The following is an 11,671-nucleotide window of genomic DNA, read 5'->3' as shown; positions in this document are numbered from 1 at the left end:
CATTTATGAAAGGAATTATTTTAGCCGGAGGTTCCGGGACCCGTTTGCATCCATTGACTTTAGCAATGAGTAAACAAATGATGCCCGTGTATGACAAACCGATGATTTATTATCCGTTATCCACTTTGATGATGGCAGGAATTAACGAAATATTAATTATTTCTACGCCTCACGATTTGCCTAATTTTAAAAAGTTATTGGGCGATGGCTCTTCTATTGGATGTAGTTTTAGCTATGCGGAACAGGCTTTGCCTAATGGTCTGGCGCAGGCATTTGTTATTGGGGAAGAATTTATAGGTTCTGACAGTGTAGCATTGGTTCTTGGGGACAATATTTTCTTTGGTTCTAATATGGATGAATTGTTGCAATCCAACACCAATCCAGATGGTGGAGTGGTGTTTGCCTATCACGTTTCGGATCCGGAACGTTACGGTGTGGTTGAATTTGATGCTGATTTTAAGGCACTTTCAATCGAAGAAAAACCATTGGAGCCTAAATCCAATTATGCCGTACCCGGACTTTATTTTTATGATAATTCAGTTGTTGAAATTGCCAAGAATATTGAACCAAGTGCTCGTGGGGAATATGAAATCACCGATGTCAACAAAGTCTATTTAGAAAAAGGGACTTTGAAAGTTGGGATTTTAAGCAGAGGCACTGCTTGGTTAGATACCGGAACTTTTAATAGTTTGATGCAAGCAGGACAATTTGTTCAGGTAATCGAAGAACGTCAGGGACTAAAAGTAGGCTGTATCGAAGAAATTGCATGGAGACAAGGTTTCATTACAGAGCAACAGTTGAAAGATTTGGCAGAACCATTAAAGAAATCCGGTTACGGAGAGTATCTTTTGGGATTATTGAAAAACAAATAATAAAAGGCGTAGACTAGAAATTGTTGTGTTTTAAATGCCTTAATTTTAAGGTGTTTAATTCTTAATATCTTCTACTTTACCTACCTTCACCATACTACTTCTTATTGAAAATGGAATACATTCTACTGATTCTTTTATTTGTAAGCATAGAACTTCTTTATTTTAAAATAGCAGAGGCATGCCACATTATTGATAAACCCAATACCAGATCGTCACATACGGCTGTCACTTTGAGAGGTGGCGGTATCATTTTTCCTATTGCGACATTTATTGCATTTTTTATGGGATATGTTTCATGGCCCTTGACTGCTGCAGTTGTATTAGTCGGCTTGGTCAGTTTTATCGATGACATGATACCGCTACCACAGCTGCCTCGATTCTTAGCACACCTTATTGCTGTCGGATTGGTTTTTTTTGAACTCAATTTGTTTTACCAGCCTTTATGGATCTTGCCCATTTTACTCGTATTGATGATTGGCTGGGTTAACGCTTTTAATTTCATGGATGGTATCAATGGAATAACAGTTTTATATGCAATGGCAGCACTACTCAGTTTTTCTTTTTTGCCCATCCACAGTGCCCATTTGCCCTTATTGTTAACGATGGGATTAGCTTGTATTGCTTTCGGAATTTTTAATGTTCGGAATAAAGCGAAAACCTTTGCAGGTGATGTGGGAAGTATCAGTATGGCGTTATTTTTAGGGTATTTTATGATTAAAACTATATTTGTCACCGGACAAGTGGGTTATATTCTTTTCTTTTCCGTTTATGGTATTGATGCTGTTGTCACGATTGTCAGCCGGTTGATGAAGAAAGAAAACATATTTCAACCCCATCGTTCTCATTTGTACCAATATCTTGCCAATGAAATGGGACATTATCAAATTGTAGTGGCTTTTATTTATGCGGTATTGCAGCTGATTATCAATGGACTGGTTGTTTATATGGATGCCAGAGGGGAATTATCTTTGTCATTTGTTCTTATGATTTTAGTAGTTTTGACCCTGCTTTATATCCTGATACGTTCGTTCGTTCATCGGAAAATGATTCTTAGAAAGTCGTAAACTATTGTCTTTTATAATATTTTTTTCAAGTAGTCTGATATTCTTTTTGACTTCTATTTTGATATTTTTATAAATTCGTTGGATTACCAGCGAATCTCTTAGTTTGCGACTAGTTAGTTTTAATTTTATTTCCTTTTTGTAAGCCAGTTGAAAAACTATTTATATATTACCGGCACAACCTTTTAAAATACTATTTTGAGTACTATTAAAAACACAAACTCATCCGCTGTAAAACCAAATTTTTTATCCAGAGAAAATTTGAAATTTAGCCTGTCTAATTTAAGTTATTTGCCCAGATGGATCGTTGTAATGATCGATGTCATAGTCTTAGTATTGTCTTGTTTTCTTACCATTATGCTTTTCAGGGGAACAGGATTGAATTTTGTTATTACACCAAATCCCATTAAATTCTTGTTTCTTTTTTTTGGAGTGAATATTTTCTTTTTTTGGATTTTTAGAACGTATTCCGGAATTATTCGTCATTCTTCTTATATTGACGCGGTAAAGATTTTCTTCTCTCAACTTGGAGTGCTCTTCGTGTTTTTGCTTTTTAACTTCATGTATGAATTTTTCTTTGGTGTCAAAGCGTTTTTAAACACCGCCTTGTTCATCAATATTGTGTTTTCTTTTTGCGGATTATTTTTATATCGTATTTTAATCAAACAGTTATTTGAGTTTTTTTTCTCTGAACAAGGAACCAATAAATTAATAAGAGCAATCATTTACGGTACGGATGCCAATGCTATTTCTGTTGCGAATGCTTTAAAATTTGAAACTCCGACCCGATTTAAAATTGTTGGATTTGTAGATAAAAATAATCAAAATACGGCTAAGCGTATTATGGACTTGCCGATTTTGTTCAAAAAGAAAAAATTACCCCCGTTAATGCGCTCCATTAATGCGCAGGCGGTAATTATTGCTGATAAAAGTTTATCAAAAGAAGAACAATTGCTCATTGTAGACCAATGTTTGGAGTTTAATTATAGCGTTTATACTGTGCCTTTGATTTCCGATTGGGAAAATCAAAAAGAGATTTCTCAAAAAATAAAAACGATTCAAATTGAAGATTTACTGGAAAGAAAACCGATACTATTGGACAGTAAATTAATTTCAAAACAACTCAAAGATAAAACCATTTTAATCAGTGGTGCGGCAGGATCTATTGGAAGCGAAATCGTAAGGCAGGTATTCAGCTTTAATCCCAAAACAATACTTATTTTGGATCATGCCGAAACGCCCCTGCATCATTTATCTTTAGAAATACAAAGTCATGTTTCTTCTACCACCATAGTCACCATTATTGCTGATGTAAGAAATAAAGAAGTATTAAACAGTATTTTTAAAACCCACTTGCCTCAGGTTGTCTATCATGCAGCGGCGTATAAACATGTGCCTTTGATGGAAGAAAATCCTTCACAAGCGATTCTTACAAATATTGAGGGAACCAAAAATCTCGCCGATTTATCGTGCTTGTATAAAGTCAAAAAATTTGTAATGATTTCCACTGATAAAGCTGTGAACCCCAGTAGCGTTATGGGTGCCAGCAAACGAATCGCCGAAAAGTATGTACAATCCCTGCAATTCAAAAATGCAAATGACGGAGAAAAAAAGACTACTAAATTTATTACGACACGTTTTGGAAATGTATTGGGGTCGAATGGTTCCGTAGTTCCTTTGTTTACAAAGCAGATTGCCAGCGGCGGCCCAATTACGATTACGCATCCTGATATTATCCGCTATTTTATGACTATTCCTGAAGCATGTCAATTGGTTTTGGAAGCCGGAGCCATGGGCAATGGTGGAGAGATTTATATTTTTGATATGGGTAAACCCGTCAAAATCATTGACTTGGCGAGAAAGATGATTAGACTGGCCGGTTTTACCCCTGAAAAAGACATCAAAATAGCCATCGTCGGATTGAGACCGGGCGAAAAATTATATGAAGAATTGTTAAATAATACTTCAAAAACCCTACCCACGTATCACGAAAAAATTATGATAGCGGAGGAGATTTTAGATGATTTTAATCCACTTAATTTTGCTATAACGGAACTTATTGAGTCAGCCAATCAGTTTGACAATGACCGAATGGTCGCCCAAATGAAGCAAATTGTACCTGAGTTTAAGAGTATGAATTCTACTTTTGAGTTATTGGATAAGTAGAATTTCATTTATTAATGTTGCATCAAAAAGGTTGTAAAGTATATGTGCTTTACAACCTTTTTTTATGCTATTAATACTACTTCAGACAGGAGTTTTGGCAGGTTTTGTTTTACAAATTTTTTGCAACGAATTTCACTAATTTAAAAGGTTGTATTTGCTGTTTTTAAAAAGGTCTTTAAAAAAGTAGTTTTTGATGAAGTAATATATGCGTTACTGCTCTGTTTTATAAAAAAAATTACTTTTCGTTTTGATCTAAGTTTTAAACCGATTTAAAACGATAGCCGATATCGGTTTGGAAAGGGTCAAACTTCCTTTTAAAATCAATAGGTCTATTTGGTTTATCCAAATTTAAAAAACTGATTGTTGGCTATTGCTTCTTTCAACGGAGTTATGTCTTTGATAGCTACTTTTTGATCAAAGGCAGCGATGTGGTTGTCATGATGTACATCCGATCCTACGTAAGTGTACATCTCTTTTTGCAACAATTCTTCGGCTATTTTAGTAATAGTACCGCCATAATACCCCACGGTGGACAACAGGTTGAGTTGGAACAGACAACCTGCTCTTTTTAATTTTATGTATTCATTGAAGTTATTGTGGTAGAAAAGGTAGCGTTCAGGATGTGCCAATACCGGTATGTATCCTGCGACCTGCAAATCGAAAAGTATCGAGTACAATTGGATTGGTGCATTGATGTACGACATTTCCACCAGTACATATTTGTCTTTAAGTGTCAATAAATCACCCGATTGAAAAAGACGCACAAATTGATCATCCATCAAATACTCGGCCGCTGCTTTGAAGGGAACAGCAATTGCATTTTTTTCCAATTCGGCCAATGTGCTTGCTTTCTTGGCGAGAATTTGTTCATGAGTATTATCCCAAACATGTTGTATGATGTGTGGTGTGGTGATGAATTCGGAAATACCGAATCCCTGCAGTGCTTTTGTCAGTCGGAGCGTATCTTCAAATGTTCTGGCGCCATCATCAATTCCGGGTAACAGGTGGGAATGAATGTCAATATGATCTTCCGGAATTAAGTCTTTCAGTACGGATTTTGATTTGAATAGTGAAAACATGGTACAAAAGTAGCAAAAAGTTTTTAGTATTCAGATTTTGTTTAGTGTCAGCTTTTTGACTACCGTGATTAAAAAGGTTTTGGTATTTCAGAGAAGTCCAGCAGCTTTTTTAATTGGCTTGTGATTCAGTAACTTATGATTTGTTTACTGAAGCGTTTTTGAATTCAAAAATTATGTAACTTGAGAAAGCGAAATCTTTTTCAAGATGCAAATTGGGTATCACTTTCTTTAATTTTTCCAATATCAGCATCAGTTCAAGTATTTTATAAACTAAAAACTGTATCAAAATGCTACAAAACATAGTAATGGAACGAAAAATTTATGCCTCCGAAGAGCATAAAATGATGCAAGAGATGATTCAAGAATTTATTTCGCATGATATTATAGATCATTTAGATGAATGGGAGAAAAATGGGATGGTATCCCGTGAAATATGGAAACGAGCGGGAGAATTAGGATTGTTGTGTGTGGATATGCCGGAAGAATATGGGGGAGGAGGATTGGATTTTACATTTAATGCATTGTTAATTGAAGCGTTTGCCAAAAAATGAATAGCCGGTCCCGGGTTTTCATTGAACTCCGACATTATAGCGCCTTATTTATTGTATTATGGGAACGAGGCACAAAAACAAAAATATTTGCCGTTGATGGCCAAAGGAGAAATTATTACTGCAATAGGAATGACGGAACCTAGTTGCGTGAGTGATTTGAAAGCCCTTCGAACAACGGCAGAAGATAAAGGAGATAACTACTTGGTACATGGTCAAAAAACTTTTATCACCAATGGATTCATTTGTGATATGGCTGTAGTGGCTGTCAAAACCAATTATAATACGGATGAGTAGGATGTTACGTTACTTATTTTAGAATCGACGATGGAAGGTTTTCATAAAGGAATTCCCTTCAAAAAGATTGGAATGAAATCACAAGATACGTCCGCATTATTTTTTGATAATGTTAAAGTTCGAAAGGAGAACAGGCTGGGAGATGAAAAAACAGGATTCAAAATTATGATGCGGGAACTGGCTCGAGAGCCACTTACCGTTGGGATTATGGCGGTTGCCACTGCTGAAGGCGCTATCGAAAATACTATCAGCTATACCAAGCAACGAACCGCTTTTAAGAGCCCTATTTTAGGATTTCAAAACACCCAATTTAAACTTGCGGAATGCGCTACCCAACTGCAAATACATCAGGCTTTTTTAGATCGGTGTATCGAATTATTAGTAGACCATAAATTGACAACAGAAAGTGCTTCGATGATTAAATATTCGGCAACCGACATGTGCGGAAAGGTCCTCGCTGAATGTTTGCAATTGTATGGTGGTTATGGTTACATGTGGGACTATCCAATTGCTCGTATGTATGCTGATAATCGTGTGGCACGTATTTATGCCGGAACAAATGAAATTATAAAAATAGTCATTGCTCGCGGATTGCTAAAAGATCTTTAACAAATAAATTGATGATGGATTAAAAACAAGCCTCTTGTTTGGCGAGAAAATCTCAAACAAGGAAGGAGCAATGATTTAAAAAAAAAGAAGTTGATAATCGCCGTTGAAACCAATGATACTGGCGGAATCAAAAGAGTATATTTTGACCAGCTTGAAAATTATTCGTGTAAAAAACTACACAAAATATTTGATAAACACATTTCCAAATCTACATCAATAAAAACAGACAAATGGACTGCATATAATCCGTTAAAAAAAGAGTTTGATTTGAAACAGATAAAAAGTGACAAAGGCAAATCTTCAAAAGAATTACACAATATGATTCATCATGTAAAATCTTGGTTGAGGGGTACTTTTTCTTGGGTTCGTAAAGAGCATATTCAGAAGTATTTAGACGAGTTTAGTTACCGAATTAATAGGTCAATTTACAAGGAAAACATATTTGACCTATTTTTAAACAGAATGATGAATACTCAAAAAATTTATATCAAGACATTATAATAAGTGTACACCTCAATAAAAAATAATGCTAGTTCTGCTAATAATACAATCTAAAATCGAGAAGTTTGCAAAGAGCATAGTTTTTTTGATGTAATTCTTCTACAATTTCTATGATGTCATCTTGTTCTTCAAATAAGCTAAAGAAAAGTTTATCAAGGGAACTGCTGGTTATGTTTTGGTGGGAAGCCCCATAACCCGAAACTGCGCGTGCTCCTGTAACATCTAAAAAATATTGCGCCTCATCTGGGCTTAAGTCCAATACTTTTGCGTTTGCAAAATGCAGAATTTTTCCTTTCATTTTTCCTTCAAAGAGTTCGGCTATTTCTTCTAAGCTATAATAATATTCATTCAGGCAAATAGTATTTCCTTCGCCTTGCACGACGAAGTAAATGATTTCATAATTGGTAAAATTATGGTCTTCATAAAGCAGAGAATTTAAACTTTCTTCTAATCCTTCAATAGTATCACATGTTTTATAAATGCTTGTAATTCCTTGTTCAAAAGCTAGTTGCTCTAAGTTTTTGACCACTTCGGTTGTCCTATTTGTGTCTACATCAGGAACTGCTTCGAGGCAGAAAATAAAGGTATCAGAATCCATGAAATTTAGTTTATTGAGATGATTTAATACGAACAACTATTTTTTTGAAATACAAAACCCTAATTAGTAACATATTTTAAAGGATAAAAACAAATAACGTTTATTCTAAAACTTAGTATGATTTCTGCAGATTACTTATTTGCCGACTTTATAATTTCAATTTGTAAAATTACTGCAGAATAAAATTCGTTGTTAACATTTAATAATAAATAGTTGTTAACGGATTGCTTTTTTATTTGTTTTAAAAAAAAAAATAATTCTGTAAGCGAAGATGATTTTAGTGTAATAATGCCGCCACCAAATTTATTGTCCATAATTAAATTTCGGAATAGTACTTATAAAGTACTACTTTCGGAAAAAGTTACTAGTATGTAGCGTCCCCCGTTTTTTGTTTTTTTATTACTTTTTATTCTTTATTCTTGTAAAGAAACTTCAAAGACTAAAGCCTCATTATTTACTGAAGATACCACAATAGAAAATAGCATTCAGGCGAGAAAGTTTTTAGACTTAGGAATGGCAAATTATGCAAATCAAAAGTTGGATAGTGCTTTTTATTTTTTTAACCGTTCCGAAATTTTATCTGAGTTAGAAATCGATAGTCTAATGATTACCTATAATTTAGTTCAAACGGTTGTTATTCAAGAGGTTTTTGGGGATTATTTAGGGAGCGAAAAAAATCTAATCGAAGCCTTGCCTTACTCGCAAGGGGATTTACGCTATCAAGCATCGGCGTATAATCAGTTGGGCATTTCATTTAAACAACTTTCTAATAATGAGGACTCCTTATATTATTATGACAAAGCGTGGATATTCCGCTAAAGAATAGGCATCGTGCTGGAGGTGATGCAGGTGCAACCGCTATATTATTCTCTAGATTATTAGCATGCGATCAAGAGGGTCACATTCATCAAATGATCAAAAAAAACAGCACAAGATCAGCGTTTGCCTGCTAATCTACCACCGGATGATTTTATTCAATTACCCGAAAAATCGGGTGTGTATTATTTTTATAATGCAATGAAAACAGTTATTTATGTTCGAAAAGCGGTTAATATTAAAAAACGAGTGGCTTCTCATTTCACGTGCAATAATATAAGTTTACAAAGACAAAATTTTTCACGAGAAATTGATAGTATATCATTTCAAATTTGTGCTACGGAATTAATGGCACTAGTATTAGAATGTACAGAAATCAAAAAACTATGGCCAGCATATAATCGTGCGCTCAAACGCTTTATGCCTAAATATGGTCTTTACCAATAAGAAGCCAGAAATGGATAAAATATTTAGCAATTGGAAAACTAACGAAGTTTAGGTCTTCTATTGAACATTTTAGTCAAAAAAAATTTTTAGGGTTTAAATGTATTACAGAGTTTTGCGCAGCAGTTTGACTTGGATTCTAGATTTTGTCATTAATGCACGGCAGAAAATAAAATAAATATACGGGCATGTGATTTTATTAATTTGCCAGATGTAGATATTCATAATGAAAAAGTCGAAAATGCTATCCAATCTTTACGGAGAAGTAGGACCAGTTTTGCCATGATTGATAAAGGTAGAACTACAGATGAACGCAGTTGCATTTGCGTGGAAAATACTCACTTTTACGGTGTGGGGTACATTACTTCTGATATTGCAATTGCGGATCCTGCAGAAATAAAGGATTATGTTACACTTTACAAAAGAAATCAATATATTATGGGGTTAATTTACAAATATGTAGAGAATAATCCACGCAAGATTTTCACAATTCAAAAACAATATGACGAGTAGATTAATAAAAAAGCAATAAGATTTTTAAATTTGGTAGCTTGGGAATAAAAACATTAGGCTACAGTTCAAATGATTTAAAAGAAAAACTAGATTTCATCGATACCTTTACTGCTTCATGTTCAGTGATTTTTTTATCTCAATTCATAAAATCCCTCACTTTCTTTCCTCACTTCACAGTTTTAAAGTCTGTATTTTCTAAACATAATGTTTAGTCCTAAAAAAACCCTAACATATTGATGTTAGGGTTTTTGTTTTGGTAGCGAGACCGAGATTTGAACTCGGGACCTCAGGGTTATGAATTAATTTTCCTACTAAATTAAATCCCTTTTTTGCCTTTAAAAGGTATGTTTTCTAAAAAAAGTGTACGGTTTGGTGTACTGTTTAGTGTACTGTTTTTGAAATTATTTTCAATACTAAATTACTTCTTTTTTCAAAAAAAAGCTATAGATTTTTATTTATTTTTGAAGTTAAATTCCGTTAAAAATTAGGGTTATTGTGCTAAATAAATAAGATTGTTATTTAGCTATTCAAAATCAAGTAAAGGCCTTAATTTTCTTTTAAAGATCAAGCCACGGGCATATTAATAACTGAAAAGAGGAGAGTGATGGAATAAGTTTTAAACTATTTTTTTGTGCAAAATACATTTTTTAGCAGATAATCTATTGCATCTTGTCTAGTATAGGAGAACTCTTTTTTCTTTTTTTTGGGTATGATAGCATATTTATTGTCTTCTTTCCTTTTATACTCATTTACTAATTCAATATGACGTTGCCTTTCCATTTCTGGAAGAGCAAGAAAAATATCATATACCGTATTAGCAGTCATTAATTAGTTTTTAGGTAAACAACAAACAATGAGTTTGTTTTAATTACAAATGTTTGATTTTAAATTATATGCCTGTTCGCATTTGTTTGGATTCGCTCACATTTGTCCGGATTTGTTCACATTTGTCTGGATTTGATCACATTTGTTTGGATTAGTGTTGGTTCGTTTACATTTGTCCGGATTTTTTTTGTTCACAATGAACGTTGTTTCTCAATAGCTAGAAAATAAGAAGGAGTATGTAGTTGAGGTCTGTAATCCACATAGCAAATATTTGGTTTTAATTTGTATGCTTAGAAGGATTTGGTAGGTTAGGGAAACATTCAGTAGAATTTGTTACAATAAAGTAACTTAGGGTAACTTTTGGTAGGATTTTGAAGCTTACAGATTTTAAGAGTAATAAATCTTTCTGAATCTTTCTGAATTCTTCCTAATCCTTCCTTGACTGGGAGTAGTTGATAGTATTTGTTAATAGATTTAATTACGAACTTTAATTTTAGGCACAAAAAAAACCGCAATTGCGGTTTTATTAATTTCCAATAATTTAGTATTTCTGGGTCCCGGTTATAATTTCTCCAAAAAACTTCAAAGTGAGAAAACTTCGGAGAGATAGATTTTATAAAGGACTAAATTAAATTCTAATTTTACTTTACAGTTGCATTAAACACATTCCAGCCAATTGTTTCGACGTTACTATAATTTTTTACTTTCAATTTGAATTCCTTTTTTGTATTAGGAGCAAAAAAATCATAAATAGTATATTGTTCTCTTGCAATCTCCGAATTTGTTTTGCTATAAAATATTACTTCAATGACTACATCTTTATAATTTGTTACAGTCGCTTTGTTTTCAATTATACCATTGATTTTTAATTGGTCTCCTAAAAAGGTTGGTTTATATGTACCCGTTGCATTTAGATATGAAGATGGGTCTGCTACTTCCATTTCTCCTATTGTCATGATACTTTCTTCATATGATGAACTGCTATTTTTTGCATTCATATAATCTACAAATGCAATAATCGCAACAAAAACAATAATTAGGATTCCTAACACTCTAGTCATCCTCCAAAACCAATGTGTTTTTTTATTACTGTCAATAGGTTCCGGTTTGATCTCAGGCCTTTTTGCAATAGGAGGAGGGACAACTGACAAAATGCTTTTTAATTCTTCTACTTCTCCTGCATTTTTCCAATCTTCCATGCCATCACACCATACTTGTGTATTTTTTGTTATTGCTTTGGCTTTTAATTCATCTAAATCATATGGACCTATGTTTTCGGTGCCGTTGTGTAGGTAGTATTTTTTCATAAATGATATTGGTTTATTTTATCGGCATAAGGTAT

General features: G+C 33.7%; 13 protein-coding genes and 1 pseudogene. 10 read left to right on the top strand and 4 right to left on the bottom strand.

Annotation, left to right across the window (positions count from 1 at the left end):
* The first annotated feature begins 5 nt into the window (after nt 1-5).
* The 3 genes from rfbA to BMZ76_RS04795 all read left to right on the top strand — a co-directional run bounded on the left by rfbA (nt 6) and on the right by BMZ76_RS04795 (nt 4,099).
* A complete protein-coding gene (gene rfbA, locus BMZ76_RS04805; RefSeq protein WP_091203596.1) occupies nt 6-872 on the top strand; it encodes a glucose-1-phosphate thymidylyltransferase RfbA in 867 nt (288 codons plus the stop codon).
* Nucleotides 873-982: 110 nt separating this feature from the next.
* Nucleotides 983-1,936: an MraY family glycosyltransferase gene (locus tag BMZ76_RS04800; protein WP_091203595.1), complete on the top strand. Its 954-nt coding sequence runs from the start codon at nt 983-985 to the stop codon at nt 1,934-1,936.
* Between the two features lie 195 nt (nt 1,937-2,131).
* Nucleotides 2,132-4,099 (top strand): polysaccharide biosynthesis protein, encoded by a 1,968-nt coding sequence (locus tag BMZ76_RS04795; protein ID WP_167547419.1) that lies wholly within the window; start codon nt 2,132-2,134, stop codon nt 4,097-4,099.
* Between the two features lie 338 nt (nt 4,100-4,437).
* Here BMZ76_RS04795 and BMZ76_RS04790 read toward each other — a convergent pair whose 3' ends face one another.
* Nucleotides 4,438-5,178, bottom strand: a complete 741-nt coding sequence (locus tag BMZ76_RS04790; protein WP_091203593.1) for a tyrosine-protein phosphatase — start codon at nt 5,176-5,178, stop codon at nt 4,438-4,440.
* A gap of 287 nt (nt 5,179-5,465) precedes the next feature.
* Here BMZ76_RS04790 and BMZ76_RS16075 point away from each other — a divergent pair.
* The 4 genes and pseudogenes from BMZ76_RS16075 to BMZ76_RS04780 form a co-directional block, all read left to right on the top strand.
* Nucleotides 5,466-5,828 (top strand): annotated as a pseudogene (locus tag BMZ76_RS16075) (acyl-CoA dehydrogenase family protein); the annotation flags it as partial.
* Nucleotides 5,826-6,023, top strand: a complete 198-nt coding sequence (locus BMZ76_RS16070; RefSeq protein WP_317615052.1) for an acyl-CoA dehydrogenase family protein — start codon at nt 5,826-5,828, stop codon at nt 6,021-6,023. The pseudogene BMZ76_RS16075 and the gene BMZ76_RS16070, both read left to right, overlap by 3 nt.
* A gap of 72 nt (nt 6,024-6,095) precedes the next feature.
* Nucleotides 6,096-6,632 (top strand): acyl-CoA dehydrogenase family protein, encoded by a 537-nt coding sequence (locus BMZ76_RS16065; protein ID WP_244281750.1) that lies wholly within the window; start codon nt 6,096-6,098, stop codon nt 6,630-6,632.
* Nucleotides 6,633-6,650: 18 nt separating this feature from the next.
* Complete coding sequence (locus tag BMZ76_RS04780; protein ID WP_091203592.1) at nt 6,651-7,133, top strand: IS1595 family transposase; 483 nt, start codon at nt 6,651-6,653, stop codon at nt 7,131-7,133.
* A gap of 37 nt (nt 7,134-7,170) precedes the next feature.
* Here the strand turns inward: BMZ76_RS04780 and BMZ76_RS04775 are convergent, their stop codons facing one another.
* Nucleotides 7,171-7,731, bottom strand: a complete 561-nt coding sequence (locus tag BMZ76_RS04775) for a DUF6642 family protein (protein WP_091203591.1) — start codon at nt 7,729-7,731, stop codon at nt 7,171-7,173.
* Between the two features lie 513 nt (nt 7,732-8,244).
* Between BMZ76_RS04775 and BMZ76_RS04765 the strand changes: the two genes are divergently transcribed.
* The 3 genes from BMZ76_RS04765 to BMZ76_RS16055 all read left to right on the top strand — a co-directional run bounded on the left by BMZ76_RS04765 (nt 8,245) and on the right by BMZ76_RS16055 (nt 9,504).
* Nucleotides 8,245-8,550: a hypothetical protein gene (locus BMZ76_RS04765; RefSeq protein WP_091203589.1), complete on the top strand. Its 306-nt coding sequence runs from the start codon at nt 8,245-8,247 to the stop codon at nt 8,548-8,550.
* Nucleotides 8,551-8,673: 123 nt separating this feature from the next.
* The gene (locus BMZ76_RS16060; protein ID WP_244281749.1) at nt 8,674-8,994 is read left to right on the top strand and encodes a nucleotide excision repair endonuclease; all 321 of its coding nucleotides are present in this window, start codon (nt 8,674-8,676) and stop codon (nt 8,992-8,994) included.
* 201 nt (nt 8,995-9,195) lie between these two features.
* Entirely contained in the window at nt 9,196-9,504 is a 309-nt protein-coding gene (locus tag BMZ76_RS16055; RefSeq protein ID WP_244281748.1) for a hypothetical protein, read from the top strand.
* Between the two features lie 621 nt (nt 9,505-10,125).
* On the opposite strand, the gene BMZ76_RS04755 is transcribed toward BMZ76_RS16055, so the two are convergent.
* Together BMZ76_RS04755 and BMZ76_RS04750 are read right to left on the bottom strand one after the other, a co-directional pair.
* Entirely contained in the window at nt 10,126-10,329 is a 204-nt protein-coding gene (locus BMZ76_RS04755) for a hypothetical protein (RefSeq protein ID WP_091203588.1), read from the bottom strand.
* 641 nt (nt 10,330-10,970) lie between these two features.
* Entirely contained in the window at nt 10,971-11,636 is a 666-nt protein-coding gene (locus tag BMZ76_RS04750; RefSeq protein ID WP_091203587.1) for a DUF4339 domain-containing protein, read from the bottom strand.
* Between the last annotated feature and the right edge of the window lie 35 nt (nt 11,637-11,671).

Origin of the sequence: Flavobacterium xueshanense (assembly GCF_900112975.1) — a bacterium.
Lineage (GTDB): Bacteria > Bacteroidota > Bacteroidia > Flavobacteriales > Flavobacteriaceae > Flavobacterium > Flavobacterium xueshanense.
Note: the sequence above shows the minus strand (reverse complement) of the source record. Positions and strands in the feature narration are given on the sequence as shown.

Excerpts from the sequence above, each read along its gene's own strand:
- BMZ76_RS04755 (WP_091203588.1), bottom strand. The coding sequence starts at position 10,329 with ATGACTGCTAATACGGTATATGATATTTTTCTTGCTCTTCCAGAAATG.
- BMZ76_RS16065 (WP_244281750.1), top strand. The coding sequence starts at position 6,096 with ATGAAATCACAAGATACGTCCGCATTATTTTTTGATAATGTTAAAGTT.
- rfbA (WP_091203596.1), top strand. The coding sequence starts at position 6 with ATGAAAGGAATTATTTTAGCCGGAGGTTCCGGGACCCGTTTGCATCCA.
- BMZ76_RS04800 (WP_091203595.1), top strand. The coding sequence starts at position 983 with ATGGAATACATTCTACTGATTCTTTTATTTGTAAGCATAGAACTTCTT.
- BMZ76_RS04765 (WP_091203589.1), top strand. The coding sequence starts at position 8,245 with ATGGCAAATTATGCAAATCAAAAGTTGGATAGTGCTTTTTATTTTTTT.
- BMZ76_RS16070 (WP_317615052.1), top strand. The coding sequence starts at position 5,826 with ATGGCCAAAGGAGAAATTATTACTGCAATAGGAATGACGGAACCTAGT.
- BMZ76_RS04750 (WP_091203587.1), bottom strand. The coding sequence starts at position 11,636 with ATGAAAAAATACTACCTACACAACGGCACCGAAAACATAGGTCCATAT.
- BMZ76_RS04775 (WP_091203591.1), bottom strand. The coding sequence starts at position 7,731 with ATGGATTCTGATACCTTTATTTTCTGCCTCGAAGCAGTTCCTGATGTA.
- BMZ76_RS04790 (WP_091203593.1), bottom strand. The coding sequence starts at position 5,178 with ATGTTTTCACTATTCAAATCAAAATCCGTACTGAAAGACTTAATTCCG.